25 protein-coding genes and 1 riboswitch are annotated in these 24,954 nt (G+C 66.0%); of the genes, 4 read left to right on the forward strand and 21 right to left on the reverse strand.

All coding sequences use genetic code 11. From position 1 onward, the window contains the following. Nucleotides 1-187 precede the first annotated feature (187 nt). Nucleotides 188-598 carry a sel1 repeat family protein gene (locus tag NJG22_RS03240; protein ID WP_253092505.1) on the reverse strand — a complete coding sequence of 137 codons (411 nt, stop codon included), beginning with the start codon at nucleotides 596-598 and terminating at the stop codon, nucleotides 188-190. Between the two features lie 940 nt (nucleotides 599-1,538). Here NJG22_RS03240 and NJG22_RS03245 point away from each other — a divergent pair. The 3 genes from NJG22_RS03245 to NJG22_RS03255 all read left to right on the forward strand — a co-directional run bounded on the left by NJG22_RS03245 (nucleotide 1,539) and on the right by NJG22_RS03255 (nucleotide 3,935). Further along, complete coding sequence (locus NJG22_RS03245; RefSeq protein WP_134691870.1) at nucleotides 1,539-1,763, forward strand: hypothetical protein; 225 nt, start codon at nucleotides 1,539-1,541, stop codon at nucleotides 1,761-1,763. 245 nt (nucleotides 1,764-2,008) lie between these two features. Beyond that, nucleotides 2,009-2,491 (forward strand): hypothetical protein, encoded by a 483-nt coding sequence (locus NJG22_RS03250; protein WP_253092507.1) that lies wholly within the window; start codon nucleotides 2,009-2,011, stop codon nucleotides 2,489-2,491. 145 nt (nucleotides 2,492-2,636) lie between these two features. Beyond that, on the forward strand, nucleotides 2,637-3,935 hold the full coding sequence (locus tag NJG22_RS03255; protein ID WP_253092508.1) for an outer membrane protein transport protein: 1,299 nt from the start codon (nucleotides 2,637-2,639) through the stop codon (nucleotides 3,933-3,935). Between the two features lie 66 nt (nucleotides 3,936-4,001). Here the strand turns inward: NJG22_RS03255 and NJG22_RS03260 are convergent, their stop codons facing one another. The 14 genes from NJG22_RS03260 to cobO form a co-directional block, all read right to left on the reverse strand. After that, on the reverse strand, nucleotides 4,002-4,553 hold the full coding sequence (locus NJG22_RS03260; protein WP_253092511.1) for a glutathione peroxidase: 552 nt from the start codon (nucleotides 4,551-4,553) through the stop codon (nucleotides 4,002-4,004). A gap of 149 nt (nucleotides 4,554-4,702) precedes the next feature. Beyond that, nucleotides 4,703-5,905, reverse strand: a complete 1,203-nt coding sequence (locus NJG22_RS03265) for an MFS transporter (protein ID WP_253092513.1) — start codon at nucleotides 5,903-5,905, stop codon at nucleotides 4,703-4,705. 64 nt (nucleotides 5,906-5,969) lie between these two features. After that, the gene (locus tag NJG22_RS03270) at nucleotides 5,970-6,374 is read right to left on the reverse strand and encodes a MarR family winged helix-turn-helix transcriptional regulator (protein WP_253092516.1); all 405 of its coding nucleotides are present in this window, start codon (nucleotides 6,372-6,374) and stop codon (nucleotides 5,970-5,972) included. A gap of 42 nt (nucleotides 6,375-6,416) precedes the next feature. Then, nucleotides 6,417-7,529 carry a cellulase family glycosylhydrolase gene (locus NJG22_RS03275; RefSeq protein WP_253092632.1) on the reverse strand — a complete coding sequence of 371 codons (1,113 nt, stop codon included), beginning with the start codon at nucleotides 7,527-7,529 and terminating at the stop codon, nucleotides 6,417-6,419. Between the two features lie 389 nt (nucleotides 7,530-7,918). Next, nucleotides 7,919-8,647: an adenosylcobinamide-GDP ribazoletransferase gene (locus tag NJG22_RS03280; RefSeq protein WP_253092518.1), complete on the reverse strand. Its 729-nt coding sequence runs from the start codon at nucleotides 8,645-8,647 to the stop codon at nucleotides 7,919-7,921. A 1-nt stretch (nucleotide 8,648) separates the two neighbouring features. After that, the gene (gene cobC / locus NJG22_RS03285) at nucleotides 8,649-9,218 is read right to left on the reverse strand and encodes an alpha-ribazole phosphatase family protein (protein WP_253092520.1); all 570 of its coding nucleotides are present in this window, start codon (nucleotides 9,216-9,218) and stop codon (nucleotides 8,649-8,651) included. Next, nucleotides 9,215-10,270, reverse strand: coding sequence for a nicotinate-nucleotide--dimethylbenzimidazole phosphoribosyltransferase (cobT, locus tag NJG22_RS03290; RefSeq protein ID WP_253092521.1), 1,056 nt, complete (start codon nucleotides 10,268-10,270; stop codon nucleotides 9,215-9,217). The genes cobC and cobT overlap by 4 nt, the downstream gene beginning before the upstream one ends. Beyond that, on the reverse strand, nucleotides 10,267-10,788 hold the full coding sequence (cobU, locus tag NJG22_RS03295) for a bifunctional adenosylcobinamide kinase/adenosylcobinamide-phosphate guanylyltransferase (protein WP_253092523.1): 522 nt from the start codon (nucleotides 10,786-10,788) through the stop codon (nucleotides 10,267-10,269). Before cobU ends, cobT begins: the two co-directional genes overlap by 4 nt. After that, the gene (locus tag NJG22_RS03300) at nucleotides 10,781-12,244 is read right to left on the reverse strand and encodes a cobyric acid synthase (RefSeq protein WP_253092525.1); all 1,464 of its coding nucleotides are present in this window, start codon (nucleotides 12,242-12,244) and stop codon (nucleotides 10,781-10,783) included. The genes cobU and NJG22_RS03300 overlap by 8 nt, the downstream gene beginning before the upstream one ends. Then, the gene (gene cobD, locus NJG22_RS03305; protein ID WP_253092527.1) at nucleotides 12,241-13,233 is read right to left on the reverse strand and encodes a threonine-phosphate decarboxylase CobD; all 993 of its coding nucleotides are present in this window, start codon (nucleotides 13,231-13,233) and stop codon (nucleotides 12,241-12,243) included. The genes NJG22_RS03300 and cobD overlap by 4 nt, the downstream gene beginning before the upstream one ends. Beyond that, nucleotides 13,226-14,128: an adenosylcobinamide-phosphate synthase CbiB gene (gene cbiB, locus NJG22_RS03310; protein ID WP_253092634.1), complete on the reverse strand. Its 903-nt coding sequence runs from the start codon at nucleotides 14,126-14,128 to the stop codon at nucleotides 13,226-13,228. Before cbiB ends, cobD begins: the two co-directional genes overlap by 8 nt. 2 nt (nucleotides 14,129-14,130) lie before the next feature. Next, nucleotides 14,131-14,781 (reverse strand): 5,6-dimethylbenzimidazole synthase, encoded by a 651-nt coding sequence (bluB, locus tag NJG22_RS03315; RefSeq protein WP_253092529.1) that lies wholly within the window; start codon nucleotides 14,779-14,781, stop codon nucleotides 14,131-14,133. Beyond that, a complete protein-coding gene (locus tag NJG22_RS03320; protein ID WP_253092531.1) occupies nucleotides 14,778-16,073 on the reverse strand; it encodes a cobyrinate a,c-diamide synthase in 1,296 nt (431 codons plus the stop codon). The genes bluB and NJG22_RS03320 overlap by 4 nt, the downstream gene beginning before the upstream one ends. Continuing rightward, on the reverse strand, nucleotides 16,070-16,681 hold the full coding sequence (gene cobO, locus NJG22_RS03325) for a cob(I)yrinic acid a,c-diamide adenosyltransferase (RefSeq protein WP_253092533.1): 612 nt from the start codon (nucleotides 16,679-16,681) through the stop codon (nucleotides 16,070-16,072). The genes NJG22_RS03320 and cobO overlap by 4 nt, the downstream gene beginning before the upstream one ends. Nucleotides 16,682-16,791: 110 nt before the next feature. Then, nucleotides 16,792-17,010, reverse strand: a riboswitch (cobalamin riboswitch). A 151-nt stretch (nucleotides 17,011-17,161) separates the two neighbouring features. Between cobO and NJG22_RS03330 the strand changes: the two genes are divergently transcribed. Further along, entirely contained in the window at nucleotides 17,162-17,740 is a 579-nt protein-coding gene (locus NJG22_RS03330; protein WP_253092535.1) for a hypothetical protein, read from the forward strand. Nucleotides 17,741-17,760: 20 nt separating this feature from the next. On the opposite strand, the gene NJG22_RS03335 is transcribed toward NJG22_RS03330, so the two are convergent. From NJG22_RS03335 to NJG22_RS03360, 6 genes are all read right to left on the reverse strand, one after another. After that, complete coding sequence (locus NJG22_RS03335; protein ID WP_253092537.1) at nucleotides 17,761-20,328, reverse strand: DUF6543 domain-containing protein; 2,568 nt, start codon at nucleotides 20,326-20,328, stop codon at nucleotides 17,761-17,763. Between the two features lie 110 nt (nucleotides 20,329-20,438). Beyond that, nucleotides 20,439-20,975 carry a C40 family peptidase gene (locus NJG22_RS03340; RefSeq protein ID WP_253092539.1) on the reverse strand — a complete coding sequence of 179 codons (537 nt, stop codon included), beginning with the start codon at nucleotides 20,973-20,975 and terminating at the stop codon, nucleotides 20,439-20,441. Between the two features lie 141 nt (nucleotides 20,976-21,116). Then, nucleotides 21,117-21,752, reverse strand: coding sequence for an NlpC/P60 family protein (locus tag NJG22_RS03345; protein WP_253092541.1), 636 nt, complete (start codon nucleotides 21,750-21,752; stop codon nucleotides 21,117-21,119). 127 nt (nucleotides 21,753-21,879) lie between these two features. Beyond that, nucleotides 21,880-22,584 (reverse strand): DnaA regulatory inactivator Hda, encoded by a 705-nt coding sequence (hda, locus tag NJG22_RS03350; RefSeq protein ID WP_031314897.1) that lies wholly within the window; start codon nucleotides 22,582-22,584, stop codon nucleotides 21,880-21,882. A gap of 205 nt (nucleotides 22,585-22,789) precedes the next feature. Then, nucleotides 22,790-23,863, reverse strand: a complete 1,074-nt coding sequence (locus tag NJG22_RS03355; protein ID WP_253092543.1) for an AI-2E family transporter — start codon at nucleotides 23,861-23,863, stop codon at nucleotides 22,790-22,792. A gap of 12 nt (nucleotides 23,864-23,875) precedes the next feature. After that, nucleotides 23,876-24,931 carry a DUF2066 domain-containing protein gene (locus NJG22_RS03360; RefSeq protein ID WP_253092545.1) on the reverse strand — a complete coding sequence of 352 codons (1,056 nt, stop codon included), beginning with the start codon at nucleotides 24,929-24,931 and terminating at the stop codon, nucleotides 23,876-23,878. Nucleotides 24,932-24,954: the final 23 nt, after the last annotated feature.

Consider the following 24,954-nt stretch of genomic DNA (forward strand, 5'->3'; position numbering starts at 1 on the left):
GCCGCGCTGCACCTGCATGACCCAGCCCAGGCAAGGCACTGCGCCCGCCACCAAGCCCAGCAGAATGCTGGTCAGATCTACTGTCATGCCTACCCCGAACGAACGTTGACGATTGCCGAGCAGCTTATCAGCTCGGCTGCCCGCCACCACGCCTGCCTTGCTGGCGAACCGCCCAGCGCCCGCAACGCTAAAGCTGGCGCAGCAACCGCCGAGCCTCCTGCGAGCCCTGCCCGGCCGCCAGCTCCAGCCAATAGCGGGCCTGCTCCGGTTCCTGCGCCTGGCACAGGCGGCCGTACTCCAACTGGGCGCGCCGGTCGCCGGCCCGGGCAGCCTGGCGCAACAGCTCATGGCCGATGCGCCGGTCGCGAGCGTTGCCGCAATCCCGGCAGAGCATCTGCCCCAGGCGGCTCTGGGCCACCACCACGCCTTGGCGCGCCGGCTGCTTGAGCATGCGCCCGGCCAGGTGCTTGACGCTGGGCTTGTCGCCCAGGCGCGGGCTGTCGAGCAGCCACAGGGCCACTTTCAGGGAGAACCGTTTGGAAGAGGGCAACGAGGGGGCTGCAACCGAGGGAGCGAGGTGTTTACCGCGAAGCTTCATGACCGACAGCGTTGGTGACTCGAAAGGCGCGCCACTCTACTCCTTTTTGTCGCCAGTGACCCCTTCGACATACGGCTGATGTGAAAAAAATTCGATGTTTTTTTCTTGACGTTTCACACCTGAAAATGCCGGCCAGCCTATTGCCCTCCGATTGTCGGACACCCGATGAAACAGCTGGCACGCCCGTCCTAGAGCAAGCCCCCGGGACAATCCACAGAAGCTGTGGATAACTCGGTGGACAACCCCTTCATGTAGGCCGCAAACCCCTGTGAAATGGGGCTTTCAGTCAAACTGACGATTTTTTCACCAGCAAAAATTAGTGTTTTTTTTCATTGACTTAAGCGTTCAGTCAAGTCATTGGCGAAGCGTCCAGAGGATGTTGCAAGAGGGTTACAAGTCCCCATTCGAGTGTGTACAAGTGCGCTGACCGGTGGCACGGCGCTGCACGAAAACAGCACAGGCGGCGCCGTCTTTGGGCAGTTTACCCCCTTCACAGCAGCCACGATTACCGCCATAATGGTCGGCTTCGCGCAAATGAACCAAACACTTGCCAACCCACGATTGTTCGTGTAGGTTATGCACCGTTAGTACCCAGCTGAAAGTCAATTCTGGCCACTTACGTCCTCGCAGCCCGCACGCGTACCCGAGCAAGCCCTGCCTCACCGGACCGGCCCATTCGATGATTCACTTGGCAATCCCTGCCCTGCGCGAATCACGATTTCAGATTGATCAGGATCTCCCCCGGTGCCTAGAACCCTGGCCCCGGTGTGCTGCCTGCCTTCTGTCGTACCTACCAGTCAGCCCAGCGCCCACTTATGCATGCGCCCCTCTGGCTGCCCTGTTCCAGTCAGGTTCTGCGTCTCCTTAATAAAGATGTCACTGGAACGTTTCTATTGTGCACGGATCGAATACCGTGTCTTACGCAGGAACATCCAACAATATGAGTAACCATCAGCAAATCCAGGCTGCCTTCGGCACCCTTTCCCAGGCCTTCGCCCCACTGAAGTGCCTGATCGTCGCACCCCGCAAGGGCAGCTTCAGCTTCACCCTGGTCGATGAACACGGCATCGCCTGCCACAGCGAGCGTCTCTACCCGGACCAATACAACCGGGCAGAACCCTTGCAAGCGGTGATTGATCGTACCCGCCAGTCGCTGACCGCATGAATGAATGGCGGGCAATTCACGCCATGAATAGGTCACGCAACAGCCTGTCTGAAGGTAATTGGCTTAATTGCCAGCGGGCATATAGCCCGCGCCCTCAGACAGCAATCGATTTAAAAACAGCCCTTTACACCACGCTTATCACACTACACTTCAACTCGAGCGGCGCTTGCCGCTTCCGGCGGGCCTGACCACTCACCAGCTGCCAAGCTCCAGCGCCCGTCGGTCCTTCTTAGCCAGAGGCCATCATGGGCATCGCTGCGAACGAGTTGAGTCAATATGTGATCCGTCCGACCCTGCTGTATCTGGATCGTCACTGCGCCAGCGCCGAAGCTTTGTTGCTGGGCGTTGCCGCCAGCCAATCAGCCTTGGGCTCAGCCCTGCACGACCGACGCGGCCATGGCTTGTACCGTATTGGCGAGCAGCGCCACCTTTGCCTGTGGGATCAGTTCCTGGCCCGCGACCCAGCGCTGGCCAGCCTGGTCCGCGGCCTGGCCAGCCAGCACGCCTTCCTGGGCGGCCCGCACCTGGAACTGACGGTGAACCTGCGCTACGCCACCGCCATCGCCTGGATGCTCATCGAGGAACAGGCCGTGCCATTGCCGCCCGCCGACGACTTGCTGGGCCTGGCGCGGATCTGGCGGCAAACCTTCCATCCACAGGGCCGCCTGCGTGATTTCACCCAGGCCTGGCGGCACTGCATCGAGCCGGTTCAGGTTCTGGCGTCCTGAAAGCACCCGCCCCTCTACCACGAAAAAACGGAATTTTGGTCGGATTGTCCTACAAAACCGCTCTATCTCCAGTGTTTGCGCCTATAGCGTGGAGCGGCATTTGTTGGTAGCTTTTCGCCCCGGAGATCCCAAGGAGTTTCTAATAATGAAAAAAGTAATGCTCAAAACCTCTCTCGGCATTGCCGTTGCCCTCGCTTCCAGCCAATTGCTCGCCAGTGGTTTCGCCCTGAACGAACAAAGCGTCAGCGGTATGGGGACAGGTTTCGCGGGTCGTTCTTCTTCTGCCGAAGATGCCAGCACCGTGTACGGCAACCCCGCGGGCATGTCGCGCCTCAAGCGCGACCAGATGACCGTCGGTGGCGCCGCTGTGATTGCCAAGTCCGATATTTCGGGCCCAGGCAGCAGCAAGGGGGGGGAAACAGACGGTGACATGGTGCCTGTGGTCGGAGTACCGATGGGCTACTACGTCAAGTCGATCGATGACCACTGGAGCGTCGGTTTCGGTGTTTACGTGCCATTCGGCCTGGTCACCGACTACGGTAGCGACGATGCCGCACGCTACTGGGGTAAAAAGAGCCATGTCGAGGTCGTGACCTTCCAGCCGACCGTGAGCTATGCGTTCAACGACAAGGTCTCGATCGGTTTCGGTCCGACCATCAACCGCATCAAGGGCGAACTGGGCTCGAACCTGGCCAGTATCTCGCCACTGAATCGTGCTGACGGCGAAATCAAGATCAAGGGCGACGACACTGCCGTTGGCTACAACATCGGTATCCTGGTCCAGGCCACTGATCGCACCCGTGTCGGCCTGACCTACCACTCGATGGTCGACTACAAGCTCGAAGGCAAGACCAAGGTCAGCTATGGCGTGCCAGGCCTGATCAATCTCAACAACAAGTACGATGCCAAGCTCAAGATCAAGACCCCCGAGTCGGTGGACTTCTCGGTCACCCATGAGCTCGACGACCAGTGGACCCTGTACGCCGGTAGCACCTGGACCCGCTGGAGCCGCCTCAAAGAGATCACCGTCAACAACGAGCTGCCGGCTGCCCTGGCAGGCAACCCGCTGACCGCCGCGTTCGGAACCATCACCGAAGAGCAGAACTGGCACGACACCTGGGCCCACGCCATTGGCGCGTCCTACAAGGTGAACAAGCAGTGGACCCTGCGTACCGGCTTCTCGGTTGACCAGTCGCCGACCAACAACACCAACCGCTCCCCGCGCATTCCCACTGGCGATCGCAAGATCTTCAGCGTGGGTGCCGGCTGGAGCCCGACCGACGACATGACCATCGACGTGGCCTACTCCTACCTGTGGGAAGAGGACACCAAGGTCAACAACCAGCCGCACAACCTGCAGGAAGGCGCGCTCAAGGGCAGCTACAAGGCCAAGTACGAAAACAGCGCCCACGGCGTTGGTGCTTCGCTGACCTATCGCTTCTGAGTGACACCCGCCGCATGAAAAAACCGCTCTCGTGGCGGTTTTTTCATGCCTGCATGGCCACCGGGCTCACGGCTGGGAAGCAATGGCCTTGTCGATCGCCGCCTTGAACGCCGGGTCATCCGGCTTGGTCAGGCTGGAGAAATTGCCGATCACCTTGCCCTTGCGGTCCACCACGTACTTGTAGAAGTTCCATTTCGGCGCGCTGCTCTGCCGGGCCAGCTCGACGAACAGCGGAATCGCGTCCTTGCCCCGCACTGGCTGGGCCTTGGTCATGCTGAAGGTCACGCCGTAGTTGGCATAGCAGACCTTGGCGGTTTTCTCGCTGTCGGCGTCTTCCTGCTTGAAGTCGTTGGACGGCACGCCAAGCATTTCCAAGCCTTTGCCGTGATAGTCCTGGTAGATCGCTTCGAGCCCTTCGAACTGCGGGGCAAAGCCGCAGTAGCTGGCGGTGTTGATCACCACCAGCGGCTTGCCGGCGAAGCGCTGGCACAGGTCGATCTGCTCCTTGCCACGCAATTCGGGCAGGCTGCCCTGGAGCAGGGCCGGGCAATCCGCCGCCCAGCTCGAGGTGGCGGCGGCCAGGGCCAGGATGGGTAGCGTCAGCCAGCGTGCATGCATTGTCAGTCTCCTGCGAATCGTACGTTCAGGTGCAGGGTAGCCCTAACATAGGCTCATGCCCAACTGCAGCAGCGCCAAGCCGCTCACCTGCCAGCCCCACCACACCAGGGCCAGCACCAGCAATGCCGCCACGCCTAGCAACAGGCGCTTCATGCGGCCTGGGCCTGCAACCGGGCCACCGGGCGTTCGCGTACCGGCCAGTTGAGGGCGGCGGCCAGCAGGCTGAGCAGGATCGACAACTGCCAGACCAGCTCGTAGCTGCCGGTGCGGTCATACACCTCGCCGCCCAGCCAACCGCCCAGGAAGGCCCCCAGCTGATGGAACAGGAACACGATACCGCCCAGCATGGACAGGTTGCGCACGCCGAACAAGGTGGCCACGGTGCCGTTGGTCAGCGGTACCGTGGACAGCCACAGCAGGCCCATGGCGATACCGAACAGGTAGGCGCTGTATTGCGTCACCGGCGCCCACAGAAACAGCACGATCACCACCGCCCGCAACAGGTAGAGACCGGTCAGCAGGCGCGGCTTGGACATCCGTCCACCCAGCCAGCCGGCGGTGTAGGTACCGACGATATTGAACAGCCCGACCAGCGCCAGCACCGTGGTGCCGGTGGTCGCCGGCAAATGCTGGTCGACCAGGTAGGCCGGCAGGTGCACGCCAATGAACACCACCTGGAAGCCGCAGACGAAAAAGCCCAGGGCCAGCAGCCAGAACCCGGAATGCGAACAGGCCTCGCGCAGTGCCTGGCCAAGGCTTTGTTCGGCACCATGGCTGGGCAGCGGGCGGTCGCGCAGCATTCCGACGAACGGCACGATCAGCGCCACCAGCAAGCCCAGCACCAGCAATGCCGACGACCAGCCCAGCCACTGGATCAAGCCCTGGGTGCCTGGGAGCATGGCGAACTGGCCGAACGACCCCGCCGCGCTGGCGATCCCCATCGCCATGCTGCGCTTTTCCGGCGCCACCGCGCGGCCGACCACGCCGAGGATCACCGAGAACGAGGTACCGGACAGGCCGATGCCAATCAGCAAGCCAGCGCTCAGCGACAGCGACCAGGGGGAATCGGCCAGGGCCATCAGCACCAGCCCGGCGGCATAGAGCATGCCGCCAATGACCACTACCCTGGCCGCGCCGAGCCGGTCGGCCAGGGCCCCGGAAAACGGCTGGGCCAGGCCCCAGATCAGGTTCTGAAAGGCAATGGCGAAGGCGAATACCCCTCGGCCCCAGCCGAATTCGCCGCTCATCGGCGCCAGGAACAGGCCAAAGCCATGCCGCACGCCCAGGGATAACGCCAGGATCAGCGCCGCCCCCAGCAACACCCACCCGCTGCTCCGCCATAGGGAAGTCATTGTCATCGTCTCCGGCACATCGCAAGGTTTATGCGGGTATATACCCGCTTATAGTCGTGGTGTTTCAGGCCAAGCGTTCCAGCAAGCGCACCAGTTCGTCCCGCTGCCCTTCACCCAGGCGCGCCACCAACTGCTCCTGAGCCTGTTCCCAGGCTGGGTGGGCCGCCTCTAACCGGGCCTTGCCGGCCGCGCTCAACAGCACCAGACGGTTGCGCTGATCATCGCCCTCGGCCAGTTGCACCAGGCCCTCGGCCTCCAGTACCCGCAGGTTGCGCCCCAGGGTGCTGCGCTCAAGACCCATGGCTTCGGCCAGGCTGGTAATGCTCGGCCGGTCCAGACGCTGCACATGACGCAGCAAGGAAAATTGCGCGACATTGATCCCGAAACCGGCCAGGGCTTCGTCATAGTGCCGGCTCACCCCGCGGGCGGCGCGACGCAGGTGGGTGCAGATGCATTCACTGGTCAGCATGAATACGTGTATATACCCGCATATCGAGTGTTGCAAGAGCTTTCACGGCTGCAGCCGGCGTCGAATGGGCTCGAATGCCGGGGTCGCCTGGCGCGGCAAAGGGTCGGCCTGGCCCTTTTCGATGGCCTGCCAATAGCGCCATGGCACCTTGCCTGTACCCAGTTCGTAGTCCATGCCGTCCCAACTGTCTTCGCGAAAACTGTAGAACGCCCAATGCAATTGTTGCCGGTCCAGAACCCTGAGCACGTCCTCCAGGTACTGCCGACACCCTGGCAGGCGCCGCATGCAGCCGAACTCCCCGACCACCAGGCGCGAGCGCGGCAGCTTCATGCGCTGGGCCCAGTCCAGGGGCTGCTGCAGGTAGTCGGCAATCCGCTGCGCGTTCCACGGCTGCACCTGCCCGGCGAAAGGCACCGGCCCCGGGTAGGCATATGGCCGCTGGCGGGCCAGGTTCGGCGCGCTGGTGGCCGCATAGGGCTCGTACATGTGCACGCTGTACAGCACCCGGGCGTCCGCCAGTGGCGCGGGCCAATAGCCGAAGGCATCGGCGGCGGCGTACCAGCCGGCATCGAGCATGACCGGGGTCTTGTCATCGACTTCGCGGATTGCCGCCAGCAATTGCCGGTACAGCGCCGGCAGGTCGCGCGCACCGCCCTGCTGGCGGGCATACCACTGCTGCATCTGCCCAGGCGATGCATGCTCGGCCAGCCCGCCGAGTTTCTCCGGCGCAGGCTCGTTGATCAGGTTGTAGGCGGCGATCGCCGGGTGATCCTTGAGCGCCTGGGCAATATCGCGCCAGAAGCGTGCGGATTGCGTCCAGAAGCGCTTGTCCTGCCACAGGCGATCGTCGAACTGGCCCTGGTTGTTCTGGCTCCAGCGCATGCCGGGCAGCGACAGCGGGGTGATCACGACCTTCAGGCCCGCGGCATGGGCCCGGTCGAGCACCGCGACGAGTTGCTTGAGGTCGGCAGCCGCCAAGCCCTGGTAAGCATCGGCGTTGCCCAACAGGAAGTCGCGCCCGGCCGGGCGCCACTTGTCATAGGACAGCCGCACCCAACTGGCCCCGTAGCCTTTGAGCGCATCGAAATAGGCCTGGTCCGGCGGCAGGCGGTTGAAGCTGTTGCCGCCATGGCGCGGGGTGTCCCAGAAATCCATCAGGTCGGCGGCGCTGGCAGGCATGGCGGCAAGGGCCAGCAGGCTGGCGAGGATCCAGTGGTGCATAGGGACACTCCAAGTGGTCGAGACGGTCGAGGATAACCGCAGAGGCCCAGACAAGGCTCCGAGTTGCCCGTGGGATATTTCCGGCTTACCGCGTCACCTGCTTCGCCAGCAAGGCTGGCTCCTACGGACGGGGTACGCCGCAAACCTGTAGAAGCCGGCTTGCCGGCGAACACCGGCAAGGCCGGTGCCATCCACCGCGCCGCCTGCTTCGCCAGCAAGCTGGCGCCTACGGGCGGGGTACGCCGCAAACCTGTAGGAGCCGGCTTGCCGGCGAACACCGGCAAGGCCGGTGCCCTCGCGTCGCCTGCTTCGCGCTGCCGCCCTTATAGCGCCAATCCCAGCAACACCAGCAATTCCAGCAACTCCAGCAGTGCGCCCGCAGTATCCCCCGTGGTGCCGCCCAGGCGCTGGCACATCAACCGCCGCAACCAGGCGAACGCCACGCCAGCCAGCAGCATCACCCACAATACCGGCCAGCCCCCCAGCGCCACGCAGAGCACCGCGCAACCCAGCAACACCGCAACGCCAGCGCGACGCGGCAGGTGCTCGGCCAAGGCCGCGCCAAGCCCGCCCGGGCGCACATAAGCCGTAGTGAGGAACAACCCGAGCAGCGCCGCCCGCCCCACCACCGGTGCCAACACCAGCAGCCCGCCAACGCCGCGCTCGACCAGCACCCACAGCGCGCAGAACTTCAGCAGCAGCACCAACATCAGCGTAACCACGGCAATCGGCCCGCTGCGCGGGTCCTTCATGATCTGCAAGGTCCGCTCGCGGTCGCCAAAGCCACCGAGCCAGGCATCGGCGCTGTCGGCCAGGCCATCGAGGTGAAGTGCGCCGCTGAGCAACACCCACATCGTCAGCAGCAAGGCCGCATGCAACGGCGCAGGCGTGCCCTGCAACAAATGGCTGGCCAACCACAGCAACAGGCCGAACAGCAGCCCCACCAGCGGGTAGTACAACAGCGAGCGCCCCATGTCCTGGGGCGCCGGCATGCCCGCCAGGCGTACCGGCAAGCTGCTGAGAAATTGCAAGGCGATCAACAACGGCAGCATCTCAGACCACCTCGAGCCACTGGCCATTGCCGTCGAGGGCCAGGCGTGCCAGCGTACCGTGCCCGACCTCGACCTGCAGCAACTGCTCGCGCGGCAAGCCGCGGGCCCGCGCCAGCAACAGGCGCATCACCCCGCCATGGGTGACCAGCAACACGCGCTTGCCGGCATGCCGCTGCGCCAACCCATCGACCGCGGCAATGACCCGCTCGGCGAACGCCAGCACCGGCTCGCCGGCCGGGGGGGTGAACGCATAGGGATCGTTCCAGAACAGCCCCAGGGCGTCGGCTTCGGTCTGCATGATCTGCGCCGCGCTGCAGCCCTCCCAGGCGCCGAAATGCAACTCGCGCACATCGGCCTCGCGCTGCACCGGCAAGCCCAGGCGCGCACCCAGTTCGTCGGCGAACGCCGCGCAGCGCTGCAAGGGTGAGCTGACCAGCACATCCCACGGCCCGGCCGCGGCCACCGCCTGGCGCATCTGTGCCCAGCCGTTGGCTGTCAGGGCATCGTCCAGGCTGCCGCGCAGGCCGCCGCCCCTCTCGGTCTCGCCATGGCGCAGCAGGTCGAGGATCATGCCGGGCGGTCCGCCACCGCGGCCTCGGCGAAGGTCGCCATCTGCCCATGCAGGGCACACGCCAAGCGCAGCAGCGGCACAGCCAGGGCGGCCCCGCTGCCCTCGCCCAGACGCAGCCCAAGGGCCAGCAGCGGCTCGGCCTCCAGGGCCGCCAACACGGCCTTGTGCCCAGGTTCGGCGCCTTGGTGGGCGAACAGCAACCAGGGCCGGCATTGCCGGTTCAGGCGCACCGCCAGCAGGGCGGCGACACTGCAGATGAAGCCATCGACCAGCACCGCCACGCCTTGCTGGGCACAGGCCAGGTAAGCACCTGCCAGGGCGGCGATCTCGAAACCACCGACACAGGCCAGGGCCTGCAGCGGCTGATCGGCGCGCAGGCCATGCAGCACCAGGGCGCGCTCGATCACTTCGGCCTTGTGGCGCACACCGGCGCCGTCCAGGCCAGTACCGGGGCCACTGAGCTCATGGGCCGGGCAGCCCAGCAAGGTACTGGCCAGGGCAGCGGCGGCGGTGGTGTTGCCGATGCCCATCTCACCACCGATGAACAACTGGGCGCCGTTGCCCAGGGCGCGCAGGGCACTGTCGCGCCCCGCTTGCAGCGCCGCGACCAACTGGGCGTCGGTCATTGCCGGCTGGCGGGCGAAGTTGCCGGTGCCGGCGCCCAGGCGCAGGTGGTGCACGCCCGGCAACGCCAGGCTTGAGTCGACAGTGCCGAGGTCGACCACTTCCAGGCTGGCCTGCAGCTGGCGCGCCAGCACGCTGATCGCCGCGCCGCCGCCGACGAAATTACGCAGCATCTGCCCGGTCACCGCCTGGGGGTAGGCGGAAATGCCCTCGGCCACCACGCCATGGTCAGCGGCGAAAATCGTGATCGCGACTTGCTCCAGGCTTGGCCGCTCACGGCCCTGCATGCCGGCCAGGCGGATCGCCAGGCCTTCGAGCTGGCCGAGCGAACCGGCGGGTTTGGTCAGCTGCTGCTGACGGACGCGGGCCTGGTCCATGGCGGCGGTGTCGAGGGGCAGGCAGGCGTCACGCCACCACATCTGGGTCATAGAGCAGGTCCTTTGAGCAGCAGGGGAAGGCCGGCCACGGTCAGCACCACGCGCTGGCAGCGCGCGGCGACGCCCTGGTGCAGGGTGCCGGCCAGGTCGACGTAACGGCGGGTCAGCTCGCCCATGGGCACCACGCCCAGGCCGGTTTCGTTGCTGACCAGGATCAGCGTGCCGGGCAGTGTTGCAAGGCCGTCGAGCAGCGCCTGGCACTCCTGCGTCAGGCGCGCGGGGTTCTCGAGCATCAGCAGGTTGGTCAGCCATAGCGTCAGGCAGTCCACCAGCAGGCAGCGCCCTTCGGCGGCTTCGCCGCGCAGTACCGCGGCCAGGGCCAGGGGCTCTTCGATCAGCCGCCAATGCGCTGGGCGACGTTCGCGGTGCTGGCGCACACGGTCGTTCATTTCGCCATCCAGTGGCTGGCTGGTGGCGATGTAGGTCACCGGCAGGCCGCTATCGCTGGCCAATTGCTCGGCCAGGCGGCTCTTGCCCGAGCGGGCGCCGCCGAGGATCAGGCTATGCATGGCCACGCACCCCACACAGCTGGCGCAGGCGCGCGGTGTCCAGGTGCTGCTCGACCAGGTCGGCCAGGCGCTCGATATCACGCTCGCGCAGCGCCTCGTAGTCGATGGCCTGGACCTCGGCCAGCCCGGCCCAGCGCAACAGCGCGGCGCACGACTGGCTGCCCTCGAACAGGCCATGCAGGTAGGTGGCAAGCACTTGCCCATCGGCGCTGATGGCGCCATCGCAGCGGCCGTCGGCCAGTTGCACGGCCGGTCGTTCCAGGGCTGGCCCGCTGGTGACCCCGGCATGGATCTCATAGCCCGCTACCGCTGCCTGTTCGAGCTCGAGCTGGCCGGATACGTTGCGCAGCTGCTTTTCAGCTTCCAGGACGGTGCTGTAGTCGAACAGGCCAAGCCCCGCGCTGGACCCCGCCGGCCCTTCCAGCCCCTGCGGGTCGTGCACCTGCTGGCCGAGCATCTGCAGGCCGCCGCAAATACCGATGAGCTTGCCGCCATAACGCAGGTGCCGGGCGATGGCCGTGTCCCAGCCCCGCGCGCGCAATTGCGCCAGGTCGCCGCGTACACTCTTGGAGCCGGGCAGGATGATCAGGTCGGCGGGCGGGATTGGCTGGCCTGGGCCGATGAACTGCAAATCCACCTGCGGGTGCAGGCGCAGCGGGTCGAAATCGGTGTGGTTGCTGATGCGCGGCAGCACCGGGACGATCACCTTGAGCAAGCGCTCGCCCTTCTCGCCCTGGCGCGTGTCGATGCCGTCCTCGGCCTCCAGGTGCAGGTCGGTGACATAGGGCAGCACGCCCAGCACCGGCTTGCCGGTGCGCAGCTCAAGCCAGTCCAGGCCTGGTTGCAGCAGGGCGAGGTCACCGCGAAAACGGTTGATGACGAAGCCCTTGACCCGCGCCTGCTCGCTCGAGGACAGCAGTTCGAGGGTGCCGACCAGGTGGGCGAACACCCCGCCGCGGTTGATGTCGGCCACCAGGATCACCGGGCAGTCGACCGCCTCGGCAAAGCCCATGTTGGCGATATCGCCGGCGCGCAGGTTGATCTCGGCCGGTGAGCCCGCGCCCTCGACCATCACCACTGGGTAGGCCTGCTGCAGACGCGCGTGGGAGGCCAGCACCGCCTGCATGGCGATGGCCTTGTAGTCGTGGTAGGCGACGGCGTTCATGCAGGTTACCGCGCGGCCATGGACAATCACCTGGGCGCCGGTGTCGCTGTTGGGCTTGAGCAGCACCGGGTTCATGTCGGTGTGCGGCGCCAGCCGGCAGGCCTGGGCCTGCACCGCCTGGGCGCGGCCGATTTCGCCGCCATCGGCGGTCACCGCGCTGTTGAGCGCCATGTTCTGCGGCTTGAACGGCACCACGCCGACGCCCTGGCGCAGCAGCCAGCGGCACAGCGCGGTGACCAGGGTGCTCTTGCCGGCATCGGAAGTGGTGCCTTGCACCATGAGGGTGGTCATGCCGATTCCTTCTGGTAGTCCGCCAGGGCCTGGGCCAGGCGCTGCTCGTCGGCGACACGGGCGGGCAAGCCAAAGCGCAGCGCCGCTGGCTGCTCGAACAGACGCACCAGGATGCCGCGCCGGGCGAGAAACTCATGCAGCTGCGCGGCGCGCTCGTCGGCCACGTACTGGAACAGGTCGCAACCGCCAGCAGGCGCCAGGCCGGCATCTTCGAGCAGGCTGGCCAGGCGTTCGCTGGCGGCGCGGCAACGGGCGATCTGCATCAGGTGCGCAAGCTCATCGGCAAAGCAGGCCTGCCCCACCACCCGGCTCGGGCCGCTGACGGTCCACGGCCCCAGCGACTCGGCCAGGCCTTGCAGCACCTCGGCCGGAGCGACGACGAAGCCCAGCCGCACACCGGCCAGGCCGAAGAACTTGCCGAACGAGCGCAGCACGATCAAACCCGCCTGCCCCGCCTGGCGAATCACGCTGTGCGCCGGAGTGTTGTCCATGAACGCTTCGTCCACCACCAGCCAGGCGCCACGGGCGGCCAGGCGGGCATGCCAGGCCAGCAGGCGCTCGCGGGGCACGCGGCGGCCGGTGGGGTTGTTGGGGTTGACCAGCAGCAGCACGTCCAGGCTGTCGAGGGCAGCATCGACCTGACTGTCGTCCAGCTCGACCAGGGTGTGCCCGGCGCGCCGCCAGGCATGCGGATGCTCGGCATAGCATGGCGACAACACGCCGATCCGCCCAGCCGGGCGCAGCAGCGGCAGCGCCTGGATCGCAGCCTGCGACCCAGCCACCGCCAGCAATTGCTCGACCCCGTAGTAGCGCCGCGCCGCCTGCTCCAGGCCATCCTCGGTCTCCGGCAGACGCGCCCAGGCGTCCAGCGGTATCGCCGCTATCGAATACGCCCAGGGCGCAATGCCGCTGGACAGGTCGAGCCACTGCTCCCGGGCAATGCCGTACTGTTTCACCGCCCGCAGCAGGCGGCCACCGTGTTCAAGCATACAGGTAGGCTCCCAGGCCAATTACCAGCAACCACAGCCATACACCGCGCTGCACCAGGTTCCAGCCGCGCTCGATGGCGTCGGCATCGGCCATCGGCCCTTCGCCCAGGCGTGGCCGCTCATGCAGTTCACCGTGGTACACCGCCGGACCACCCAGTTCGACGCCCAGCGCCCCGGCGCCTGCCGCCATTACCGGGCCGGCGTTGGGACTGTCCCATAACGGCGCCTGCTTGCGCCAGCAGGCCAGCGCCAGGCGCGTGTTGCCCAGCACCGCATAGGTCAGCGCCACCAGCCTGGCCGGAAGGTAGTTGAGCACATCGTCGACCCGCGCCGCGCACCAGCCGAAGCGCTCGAAACGCTCGTTGCGATAGCCCCACATGGCATCCAGGGTATTGCTCAGGCGGTACAGCACCACCCCTGGAGCACCGGCGACGATGAACCAGAACAGCGCGGCGAACACCGCGTCGCTGCCGTTCTCCAGCACCGACTCGGTGGCTGCCCGGGCCACGGCCGGCTCGTCCAGCTCAGCGGTTTCGCGGCTGACCAGGTAGCCCACCCGCCGCCGCGCCTCGTCCAGGTCGCCCTGGCGCAGGGCCTGGGCCACCGGCAGCACGTGCTCGCCCAGGCTGCGCAGGCCCAGGGCGCAGTACAGCGCCAGCACATCCACCAGCCAACCAATATACGGCAGCCAGGACAGGATCAACGCCGCCAGGGTCAGCGGCACCACGGCCAGGAACCAGGCGCTGACGCCATGGCTGCGCCAGCCACGGCCGCCGGCATTGAAGCGCTGCTCCAGGCGCTTGGCCAGGTTGCCGAAGCCCACCAGCGGATGACGCCGCCGGGGCTCGCCCAGCAAGGCATCCAGGGCCACGCCCGCCACGCTCAGCAAGGCCATGCTCAAGCGCGTTCTCCCCATTGGTTCTCGTACAGCATGTCGCTCAAGGGCCGGGCGCTGGCCCACTCCTCCAGCACCAGCATCGGTGCCGGGTAGAACTCGGTCACCGGCCCCAGGCACAGCACCGCCATCGGCTTGGCGCCTGCCGGCATGCCCAGCAGATCCGCCAGCGCCTGTGGGTCGAACAGCGACACCCAGCCCAGCCCCAGACCTTCGGCGCGCGCCGCCAACCAGAGGTTCTGGATGGCGCAGGCCAACGAAGCAAGGTCCATCTCGGGCAAGGTGCGGCGGCCGAAAATATGCGCTTCGCGGTTGTCCATCAATGCCGCCACCAGCACCTCGGCGCAGTCGTTGATGCCTTCGACCTTGAGCTGCATGAACGCATCGGAGCGCTCGCCCAGGGCCTCGGCAGTGCGTACCCGCTCCTCCTCCACCAGTGCCTGGATGCGCCCGCGCAACGCCCGCTGGCTGATGCGGATGAAGCGCCAAGGCTGCATCAGGCCGACGCTGGGCGCCTGGTGAGCAGCGGCCAGCAGGCGCCCGAGCAGTTCGGGCGCCACTTCGCCGCCGGCGAAATGGCGCATGTCGCGGCGCTCGCCGATGGCCCGGTAGATTGCCGCACGTTCCGCGGCGCTGTAGGCATGTTCGCTCATGGTCGCAGCAGCGCCGCCGTCGCCTCGGGGTGGGAGGGAAAATAGAAGTGCACGTAGGAGGCGGTCAGGCGGCCCACACGGTACACCGCTTCGTTGCCGCGCCCGCCGTTGGGGCTCAGGCCGCGGGCGATCGGCGCCAGCTCGGTGCTGGTCAGCGAATGGTGATAGGTGTGCCCACGCAGGGTGCCTTCCGGCAGCTCGACGGCCTGCAAGGCCAAGGCTGCCAGGCGCTTCTGCATGGTCGCCTCGCCCGGTAGCAGCCCCAGCAAGGGCGCACGCCCACCGGCCACATCCGTCAGCGCCTCGAGCAGATAGAGCATGCCGCCACACTCGGCCAGCAATGGCTTGCCCTGGGCGTGATGAGCACGGATCGCCTCCAGCATCGGCGCATTCGCCGCCAGCGCATGGTGATGCAGTTCCGGGTAGCCACCCGGCAGGTAGAGGCTGTCCACCACAGGCAAGGCCTGCTCGTGCAATGGCGAGAAGAACTCCAGCTGGGCGCCAAGCGCCCGCAGCAGGTCCAGGTTGGCGCCATAAGTGAAGGCGAAGGCTTCGTCGCGCGCCACGCCGATACGCACCCCGGCCAGCAGCGGTGAAAGCCGTTGCGGTTCGGCCGCGGCAAAGCTGACCGGCGGTGGCAAGGCGGCATCGCAACTGGCGCCAAGGGCCTCGGCGGCGGCATCCAGGCGGGCGTCCAAATCGTTCAGCTCGCTGGCCTGGACCAGCCCGAGGTGGCGGCTGGGCAACTCGATGCCGCGCTCGCGGGACAAGCCGCCATACCAACGCAGGTCTTCGGTCAAGCTGCCTTCGAGCAATTGCGCATGGCGCAGGCTGCCGACCCGGTTGGCCAGTACCCCGGCGAACGGCAGGTCAGGCTGATAGCGCGCCAGGCCCAGGGCCAGGGCGCCGAAGGTCTGGGCCATGGCCGTGCCATCGATCACCGCCAATACCGGCACGCCAAAGTGCCGCGCCAGGTCGGCACTGGACGGCGTGCCATCGAACAGCCCCATCACCCCTTCGATCAGGATCAGGTCGGCCTCGGCGGCCGCTTGCCACAACAGGCGACGACTCTCGTCGGCGCCAATCATCCACAGGTCGAGCTGGTACACCGGCGCGCCACTGGCGCGTTCGAGGATCATCGGGTCGAGAAAATCCGGCCCGCACTTGAACACCCGCACTTTGCGCCCGAGGTTACGGTGCAGGCGCGCCAGGGCGGCGGTGACGGTGGTCTTGCCCTGGCCGGAGGCGGGCGCTGCGATCAATACCGCCGGGCAGTGGCGTGGTTCACTCACAGTTCGACGCCCTTCTGCGCGCGGATGCCGGCCTGGAAGGCGTGCTTGAGCATGCCCATCTCGGTCACGGTGTCGGCGAGGTCGATCATCTCCGGCTTGGCGCCGCGACCGGTGACGATGACATGCTGCATCGGCGGGCGGGCCTGGATGTCGGCCAGCACCTGGTCGAGGTCCAGATAGCCGTGCTTGAGGGCGATGTTCAGCTCGTCGAGCACCACGAACTGTACCGACGGGTCCTGCAGCAACTGGCGCGACACACCCCACGCGGCCTCGGCGGCGGCGATGTCGCGCTGACGGTCCTGGGTTTCCCAGGTGAAGCCTTCGCCCATCACGTGGTAGCGCACCTGCTCGGGGAAGCGCCGGAAGAACAGCTCCTCGCCGGTGCTGTCGCGGCCCTTGATGAACTGCACCACGCCACACTGCATGCCGTGGCCCAAGGCGCGGGCCAGCATGCCGAAGGCCGAGCTGCTCTTGCCCTTGCCGTTGCCGGTCAGCACCAGCAGCAGGCCGCATTCGTTGGGGGAATTGGCGATGCGCTCGTCGATGACCGCCTTCTTGCGCTGCATGCGCGCCAGGTGACGTTCGTCGCGCTCGGTGGATTCGCTCATCAGGGTTCTCCGCAGGCTGCCGCGTGGGGCGACAGGTGAAAGGCAGGGCAGACGGAGAGCGCGCAGGGGCCGTGGCGCAGGCCACATCGCTGAGCGCACCACCCTCCGTGATGCCGTTGGCAGTTGCAGGCCGGTCTCCGGGCTTGTGAGCGGGCCAGGCCCAGGCCGCGCGCCTTCCCAGGCAATAACCCAGTGGCTGTGCGCGGTCGTTGACTCACCTACCGTTGCGGGGGCAGCGCCGGACTCGCACCTTGCTTGGCGCCCACCGGCTTCCCAGTTTCACCCTGCCGAGCCACGGCTCGCAGGGCACCTGAAACACGCCGCGAAGGTTAGAGGGTTGCATCAGGAGCGTCAATCGAGCATGGACCGATCTGGCCTGGATCAATGGCCGATCCGCCAGCTTGTGCCACACTCAAAGCAGTGATATCACATAGCCATCACCGCGACCGACCGCGACCACAATGACAAGGAGCGCGCAGCATGCAAGGCCTGATCATCAACAACCCACGCCTGGAGTTCCTGCGCCCGGCCCTGGAACGCTGGGTCGACTGCATCGACCGCTTCAACCAGTTCCAGGGCGACAGCGAGGCCCCCTACTGGCACGGCGCCGCAGCCAACACCGGGTTGCTCGCGGCAGCGGCCTGGCAGGCCGAGCTGGTGGCGCTGGAGCAGTACACCAGCAAGAAACAGCGTGACGAAGGCGAGCGCGAGGGACGCGGCGACCTGTTCATCGGCAATGCCGAGGACTCGATACACCTGCACGCCAGTCAACGCTGGCCACGCATCGCCCGGCTCGACCTGGCGGCGGCCTTGCAGGAAAGCGCCAACCAGGCCAAGGCGATCGCCTACGCCAGCCAGCTCAAGGCCGGGGCATTGTTCGTCACCCCATGGAAGGCCGCCCAGCACGCCAGCCCCGAAGAACTGCAGGACCTGGTCGACGACCTGCAAAAACACACCGCCTGCGCGATCGCCTGGTACTTCCCCTACGCCTACCGCAAGCTGCACAACGAGCTGGGGCAGTATTTCCCCGGCGTGGCACTGCTGCTCAAACAGGCCTGAGGACACACCTCGGCGAGTCGCTACGCCTCAGCGCTGGCCAATGCCGGCGGGAAGAACCGGTCCACCACCGCCTGGCTCCTGAAGCGCCCGCGGTAGGCCTCCTGGTTGAAAGGTTGGCCGGTCCGCAGGTCATGCACCAGCGCCGTACCAGGCTCGGCCACGCGGGCCAGCTGCACATGAATGAAGCGATAGCCCTCCCCGTATGCTTGCTGCAACCCCTCTATTCGAAAGTAATGTCCCGGCAGAAACAGGGTTTCCGCTTCCATCGGGTAAACAGAGAATGGGCTGATCGGTGTGCCGCCCTGATAACGCTGCGCCGGCAACTCGAAGATCACCGAGCTGTCATCGAACGCGCGTATCGCGCCATCATCCTCTGCGCCACTGCTGGTCGATGCGAACTCGCAGGCCTTGTAGGGGTTCTCGGTGAAAGAGCTCAGGTCGGTGTTGACCAGGATATCGCCCACTTGCAGGCGTCCCCTGCGATAACCTTCGCCACCGGTGCCCCGCGCGGCGTTACCACCGCGATACAGCGTGACGGCATTGTTCTTGGGCAACGTCTCCAAGGTGTCGGCAAGACGAATGATGTAGTCGTCCATGTCCGGGTGCGCGTAGATGCCGTGGCGGAACACATCGTTGATCTTCGAGGCCTCGTGGGTGTAATCCTCGATCAACGCGTTGGCAAACTGTCGCCCCTGGCGATAGGAGTACACCGGCTTGCCTGCGACCAGCACGCACGGCAGGCCACGGGTATCCAGGTCGTACACCTGGCCGGGCGGAATCTCGGCCACGCCCGCTTGGATCAGCACATCCTTCTGCCGCACGATGGCCTTGGTCGACAGCTTGGCGCTCTGCCACAGGTCGGTCCGGCTATAGGTATCCCAAAGCTCCGAGCGCAGGCTGGCTAGCTCCGCCTGTGCCGGAGGGGCCCCAGCCAGCAGCCGTGGCGGTTCCAACAGCTCCCATTCGCCCTCATCGCTCAGACGCACCGGGTGCAGCGCGGTGAACGCGAACGGGTTGTCCGGCGGCACGATCAGCCAGACAGACAACTCATGGCTATAGCGCACCCGATAGATCAAGCCGTTGAGGGTAATCCAGCAACTGCCATCATTGCCTACGCGCACGCCACGCAAACGGCCACTTTGCCCCAGCTCACTGGCCACCAGCGTGTTGGCCTCAAGCCCTTCGACCGGCAAGGTGGCGCTACGCACCCCAGCCCATTGCCCAAGTGACGCCCTGAGCTCGTGGGGCGGCGCGTCGTAAGCCAACGAGGCGAAGCTTGACGTGAAGCTGATGTCGACCATGTTCAAGGCCGTGTACAGGCTGTCGAGCATGGCGTCGCGCAGCGCACTGCGACGCGCCTGCTCGTCCACGGCATGGGCCGCGGCATCCACATCCAACCCCACCTTGCCTACCCCGGCACCCAGCAGCGTCAGGCTCATGGGCCAGCCCAAGGGAGCGAAACCACCGAATACCTTGAGAAAGGCCGACAGGTAACCCCGCCACATCGCCTTGCGCAGGTCGGCATTGCTCTGAATGACCTCGGCAGCCTGCTGCATCTCGAGCGAGGCCTGATCGGCCAGCACCTCGAACAACGGCTTGCCTGGCTCGCGCTTGAACAGCGTGAGCGCCGTCACGGCCATCTCGTCGGAACGACTGTCAGCAATGCCTTGCAGGTGCAGCTTGATCAGCCGCCTGCCGCTGTCATCGCGCGGATTGACGTGCGCGCCGTCGACAAATGCCTGCAGCGCCTGGGCCGATTGCAGGTGCCGACGCAGCCAGCGCGCCATGGCCAGTTCGCCATCGAAACCACGCACAGCCTCGTGCGACCACGGCATATACAGGACCACCCGCCCATCCGCGGCCGTCAGTCGGTACAAGCTACCGCGGTCGGCGTCACCAAAGACATAGCGGCTGACGGCCAACGGCGAAGCGGTCGCGTCCTGCTGCAACAGCGCCAGGGTCGGCAGTACCCCCGGGCCCAGGCCATCCGCCGCCACCGCCCGCAGACGCTGCCAGTCGAGCAGGCTGAGCTGGCCGTTGTCCAGGGCCTTGGCGGCCTGCCCAAGCAAGTTGATCTTGGTAATTACCCGGAAATCCCGCCCATGGACGGACCAGAAGCGCTCGATCGCAGCCCGGTAGACCTCGGCGAAATCCAACGCCCACAAATCCTTTTGCACCTCGCGCCCGAGCAAGCGCACTTCATTGCGCTCATCGAACCGGCCGACCCGCGCGCCCTGCCGATAGAAGCCTCCCACCTGGTCCAGCTGGTCAGGTACCTCCTGGAACTGCACATCGAAGCGCTCGATCACCAACTCGGCCAGGCCCATCGACTTGACCGGTGTTCCAGAATGCTTCCAGCCATTGAAGGTACGCGGGCTGCTGCTGCCGCTGTCGAACTGATGCCACCAGACAAAACGCGGGTCCATCGCCTTGCCGGTATGCTTGGCCAGAAGACGCGCCGCCTCCCGAGTTGCCAATACAGAGGGATCGGGATACTCGCGGATGATCTCGTCCACCAGGGCCGCCAGCGGTCGTGCTGCGTCCAGTGCGTCGAGGCTACGCTCGACCCGTTCCTTGATGGTGCTCATGAACCGCTCCAGAGATGTCGTTATGGGACAGACATCCTGACCGGCACAGCGCCGGGAGCAGCGGTAGAAGAATAGTGCGGGCGGCCTCGATCGAGGACCCACCCGCCTGATCAGGGATTCTGTGCCAAGTGACCCGGCGGCAACACGCGCTTGGCCTGCAGGTAGGCGCGCGACCAGTAGTTGCTGGACAGGTAGTCCAGGCGCACGGTGCCGCCGGTCGATGGCGCATGCACGAAGCGCCCCTCGCCCACGTAGATGCCGGCATGGCTGACCTGCGAACCGCCGCCGGTGGCGAAGAACACCAGGTCACCCGATTGCAGGGCGTTGATGTCCACGTTCGGCGCGCGCATCACGATCATGTCGCGGGTGGTGCGCGGCAGGCTGATACCGGCGGCGTCACGGTAGACATAGCCAATCAGGCCACTGCAATCGAAGCCAGAGTCCGGGGTGTTGCCGCCCCAGCGGTAGGGCGTGCCCACCAGGCCGATGGCGCGGAACAGCACATCGTCCGCAGCCGGCGAGGCGGCCGGCTGCTGATTGAAGGACACCGGGGGCTTGGTCGTCGGAGCAGGCGCCGGGGCACGGCTCGAACACGCGCCGAGCAGAGCCACGAGGGAAAGGAGTGCGAAGCGCGCCAACATCGCCATGAGGGTAACGTCCTGTCGAAGACCGTCCGGCCGCAGCCGAAGCCGAGTTGAGAAATTAGATTAGACGCTTTCTGTAAATGCGCACGGCGGCGAGCTTTTCAGCTACGCCGCCGTGCGAGGTTACAGCATTTTGATATCAAATCAATTGCGCGAGATCGTGGTCGGCGCCATGGCGAGCGCGCGCTTGGCCTCGATGAAGGTCTTGCTCCAGTAACGATCGCCCAGGCTGTCGATGCGCACGCCACCGCTGCGGCGGCTGCTGGAGTGGATGAACTGGTTGTCACCCAGGTAGATGCCGGCATGGCTGACACGACCGCGGCCGTTGGTGCTGAAGAACAGCAGGTCGCCGGGCTTGAGCTTGTTGCGGGCCACCTTGGGGGCGTCGACGTTGATCATTTCGCGGGTCGAACGCGGCAGGTTCATGCCCGCCTCTTCGCGGAACAGGTAACCAATGAAACCGCTGCAGTCGAAGCCGGACTTCTCGGAGGTGCCGCCAAAGCGGTAGCGGGTGCCGATCAGCGACATGCCGCGCTCAAGGATGCTGTCGGCCAGGACCGGCAGCTGGTAAGGCTTGCTGTTGCTGGAGAAGGCCTCGAGATCATCTTCGCTGGCCAGCTCTTGCTCGGTGAATACCGAAGAAGCCGACGCCTTGGCCTTGACCGATTGCTCGGCAGCCAGAGAATGATCCTGCGAGGGCGTGACCGGGCCGGTGGAGGCACAGCCGTAAAGAAGGGTGACAAGTGCAAGTGGCACGAGGGGTGCGAAGCGCTTCAGCATGGGCACGACCGTGTCTGTAGTCCTTTAGAAGGGGGAAACTATGCCTTCTATCGAACCCATTTGCAAATTTTATCGAAAAAGTTGTGACTTTTCCGTTTCGAGGCTCTGGCCCCGTGTTTTCAGGCCACTACCAGCCGAGGGTTTCCTTGAGGAAGGGTATCGTCAGCTTGCGTTGGGCCTGCAGCGACGCCTGGTCGAGACGTTCGAGCAGGTCGAACAGCGCGCTCATGCTGCGGGTGCCACGGGTGAGGATGAAGTGGCCGACCTCGTCGGTCAGGTGCAGGCCGCGGCGCGACGCGCGCAACTGCAGGGCGCGCAGCTTGTCTTCGTCGGACATGCCGCGCATCTGGAAGATCAGCGCCAGGGTCAGCCGCGACTTGAGGTCGGCAAGCTTGATCGGCAGCTCGCGCGGCGAGCTGGAGGCGGCCAGCAACAGGCGCCTGCCACTGTCGCGCAGGCGGTTGAACAGGTGGAACATGGCCTCTTCCCAATCCGCCTTGCCGGCAATCACGTGCAGGTCGTCGATGCACACCAGCTCGTATTGTTCCAGGTGGTCGAGCAGTTCGACGCCACGCTCGAGCAGTTGCGCCAGGGGCAGGTAGACGGCAGGTTCGCCCAGTTGCTGGAAACGGTGGGTGGCGGCTTGCAGCAGGTGGGTACGGCCAACACCCTGCTTGCCCCACAGGTAGATGAGGCTCTCGGTCCAGCCGGCGTCGGCTTCGCATAGCCGCTCGACGTAGCCCAATGCCGCGGCATTGGCGCCCGGATAGTAGTTGATGAAGGTGGCATCGTCGCGCAGACGCACACCCAGGGGCAACTGGATCGGTTTCATGCTGGCTGGCGGTCGCAGGGACCACAGGGGGCCTTTGGTGAACAGTGTTGCAAAGTCTATACCCGCAGCGCGGGCGGCACAATCGGCCAGGGAAATAGCACAAGGAAAATCAAGCAGTTGCACCATTTCAACCCGTGCGCAGGGCAAGCCCCACAACCACCTGCCCTGCACACCCACTGCAGGCGCCAGCTTGCCCCGCGATCGGTCACAGATCCGGATCGATCTCCCCGGCATACATGTCCGACTCCTTGTACAGGTCGTGCACATGCCGCAGCAGCACCATGATCACCGCCGCCACTGGCAGCGCCAGCAGCACGCCGGTAAAGCCGAACAACTCGCCACCGGCGAGAATCGCGAAGATCACCGCCACCGGGTGCAGGCCGATGCGATCCCCCACCAGCAACGGTGTCAGCACCATGCCCTCCAGGGCCTGGCCAACCATGAACACCGCGACGATGCCCAGCATCGGGTACAGCTCGCCGCCGAACTGGAACAACCCGGCGACCAGCGCCGCGCCAATACCGATGATGAAGCCCATGTACGGCACGATCGCCGCCAGCCCCGCCAGCATGCCGATCAACAGGCCCAGCTCCAGCCCCACCAGCATCAGCCCGGTGGAATAGATCACGCCCAACGCCAGCATCACCAGCAACTGCCCGCGCACGAAGGCGCCCAGCACTTCGTGGCACTCTCCGGCCAGCCCCACCACCTGCGGTTCGCGCTGGCGCGGCAGCAGGCTGCGCAGCTTGGCCATCATCAGGTCCCAGTCGCGCAACAGGTAGAAGCCCACCACCGGGATCAGCACCAGGTTGGCCAGCCAGCCGATCAGCGCCAGGCTCGAGGCGGTGGCCTGGGACAGCAGCACACCGACGATATCGGTGGTCTGGCCCATGTGCTCGGCGATGGCCGACTTGATCTTGTCGAACTTCCAGAAGCCATCGGCCAGGCCCAGGCGGCTTTGCACCCAGGGCAACGCCACATGCTGCAACCAGTCGAGCATCTGCGGCGCCAGTTCGTACAGGCGCACCAGCTGCTTGGCCAGCATCGGCACCAGCACCAGCAGCAATGCCAGGAAGATCAGGGTGAACAGGCTGAACACCACCACCACGCCCCAGGTGCGCGACAGCCCCAGGCGCTCCAGGCGGTCGACCAGCGGATCGGCCAGGTAAGCCAGCAGGATGCCGACCAAGAACGGCGACAGAATGTTGTGCAGAAAATACAGCAGCACGGCGATCAGCAGTGCCGCGCCGAGCCAGATCCAGCGACGCATGTCAGTCATTCGTGGTGCTCCTTACCAGCGAAAACGCAGGCCGTCGAACGGCGTTGGCGTGGCGGCTGGGGCAGCCGCACCGGGTTCACCCTGGGCAGCCGGCCCAGGCCCGGCTGGCTGCGGCTCGGCCGGCAGTTCCTGCAGCTTGGCCAGGCTCAATTGGGCGCGCAGTTGCTCGCGATTGGCCGTGACGCCGTAGGTCAGGGTCGCGCCATCGGCCATTTGCAAGCGCGCGCCGTACGGCTCGAGCACACGGCTCAGTTCGGCGTAGCGCTGCAGGCTCATGCCCTGCACCTGCAGCTGCAGATCGCCGCTGGCCCCTGGCCGGGTGACATAGCGCGGCGCCAGGCGATTGCTCACCGCCAGCAGCACCGCATCGGCCAGGGCCGCCTGGTCGACGCCCTCGGCGCTGCCCTGCTCGCGCTGGTCGCCCAGCCACAACTGCCACTTGCCCTGCCATTTGCCATCCGCCTCATGGGCATGCACGGCCAGCAGCGCATCGGCGCCATAGCGCTCGGATGCCTCGCGCAGCGGCGCCGGGTCGCTGCCGTCGATATGCTCGGCGTTGCCCACCAGTTGCTCTTGCAGGTCGGCCAGCGGCAGGCGCAGTGGCAGGCCACGGTGCTGGGCGGCGCGGCGCAACGGCTCGGCGGCAGCCTGGCCGTCGCCGACCAGGCTGCTGCCCTCGACACTGTCGTTGAGCCACCAACCGAGGATCGACGGCCGGTTGCTGCCCCACAGGGCCAGGCCTGCCTGGCGCAACGCGCGTTCACTGCTACCGGGGTCGAATTCGACCAGCACCGCCTCGGGCGGCCCGGCCTCGGTGCCGACCTGGTTGATGATCTGCTGCGGATCCTTGCGCAAGCTGGCCAGCGCCGCGTTCTGCGGTGCCTTGGGGTCGCCGGTCAGGCGCAGCACCAGGGTGTCCAGGGCCTTGGCGGTGGCTTGGGTGCGGGCCTCGACGCCTTGTCCGTCGAGGGGCTCGCGCACTTGGTACAGGCCAGAGACGGTTTCGGCCTGGGCCAAGGTACCGGCCAAGGCCAGGCAGGCGCCAGCGAGGTAGTTGAAAAGACGCATTGGGGATTCCTGTCCAGATAACC

This window comes from Pseudomonas sp. VA159-2 (genome assembly GCF_024126635.1).
GTDB classification, from domain to species: domain Bacteria; phylum Pseudomonadota; class Gammaproteobacteria; order Pseudomonadales; family Pseudomonadaceae; genus Aquipseudomonas; species Aquipseudomonas muyukensis.